At 66.7% G+C, this 1,126-nt stretch carries 1 protein-coding gene; it reads left to right on the forward strand.

What is annotated here, in order from left to right; genetic code table 11:
• Positions 1-1,126 (forward strand): AAA family ATPase (locus AC4PR2_RS29020; RefSeq protein ID WP_492176068.1); only part of this gene is annotated, 1,126 nt, incomplete at both ends.

Genomic DNA, 1,126 nt, shown 5'->3' on the forward strand with positions numbered 1-1,126 from the left:
CGATAAGCGCCATCGACAGCAGTTACCGCCTCTGGCAGAAGGCATCACTGACGCTGCAGGAAGGTGAGCGGGTCAGGGCGACCGGCGAGCTGGGGCATCATCTGCGCGCCGGGGCCGAGCTGCGGGTGGTCGGCATCAAACCCAAAAGCCTGCTGTTTCGGGAGCGACTGGTTGTTGAGGACGCGCAGGGCAAGCGTGCGCACATCCCGCTCACCGGTGCCCCGCTGAAGATGGACTACGCCTATACCGAATCGCTGGGGGCGAGCCGCAAAACGCAGGGGCAGGTGGTGGCGGTGCTGGCCGGCAAGGAGGTCTCGGATGCCACGGTCAACCAGCTGCGGCGCAGCGGAGACGCCATCCTCGCCTTTACGCCGCTCTCGGAGGCGGACATTACCGCCAGGCTCACGCACACGCGCACCTCGGTGACGGTCACGCAGGGGTTGCAGGCGCTCAGCGGCAAAGATGATGTCACAGGCGCCCTGCGCAGCCTGCAACAGGCGCGCCTGACGCCGACGACGCGCGCGGTGGGACTGGCGATGGAAAAGGCGACGGGCACGAACGTGATGTTCTCCGCGCTGAAGGTGGCGGCCCTGGCCGGGCAGATGGACGCGCGCGTCACGCCGGGTGTGGCGCTGGATGAGCTGGCGCGGCTTGAGCGGCGCGGCGACATTATTGCCCTGTCCACCGTTCAGGGACGCGGTGACACCTATATCCGGCGCGAGAGCTGGGAGCAGGAGAAAACGGTGCTGCGGCATATCGCCGAGGGGAAGAACAGCCTGCCGCCGTTGGCTGCTACCATCAGTGGCTTAACTCAATTACTTGAAGGCCCCAGCCAGAAGGATGCGGTTGCCGGGCACCCGAGCCTGACTCAGGGACAGCGGCAGGCTGCACAGATGATTTTAACCAGCAAGGACCGCTTTGTCACTATCCAGGGCTATGCCGGGGTAGGCAAAACCACCCAGTTCAAGGTGGTCGCCGCCGCGCTGGCCAGCCTGGAAAACCCGCCGAAGGTGGTGGGGCTGGCGCCGACGCACCGGGCGGTCAGCGAGCTGACCGCGGCGGGTATCCCGGCGCAGACCCTCGCCAGCTTCCTCAGCGAGCAGGCACGCGCGCAGGAAGGCGGTGA

This window comes from Serratia sp. A07 (genome assembly GCF_058725505.1).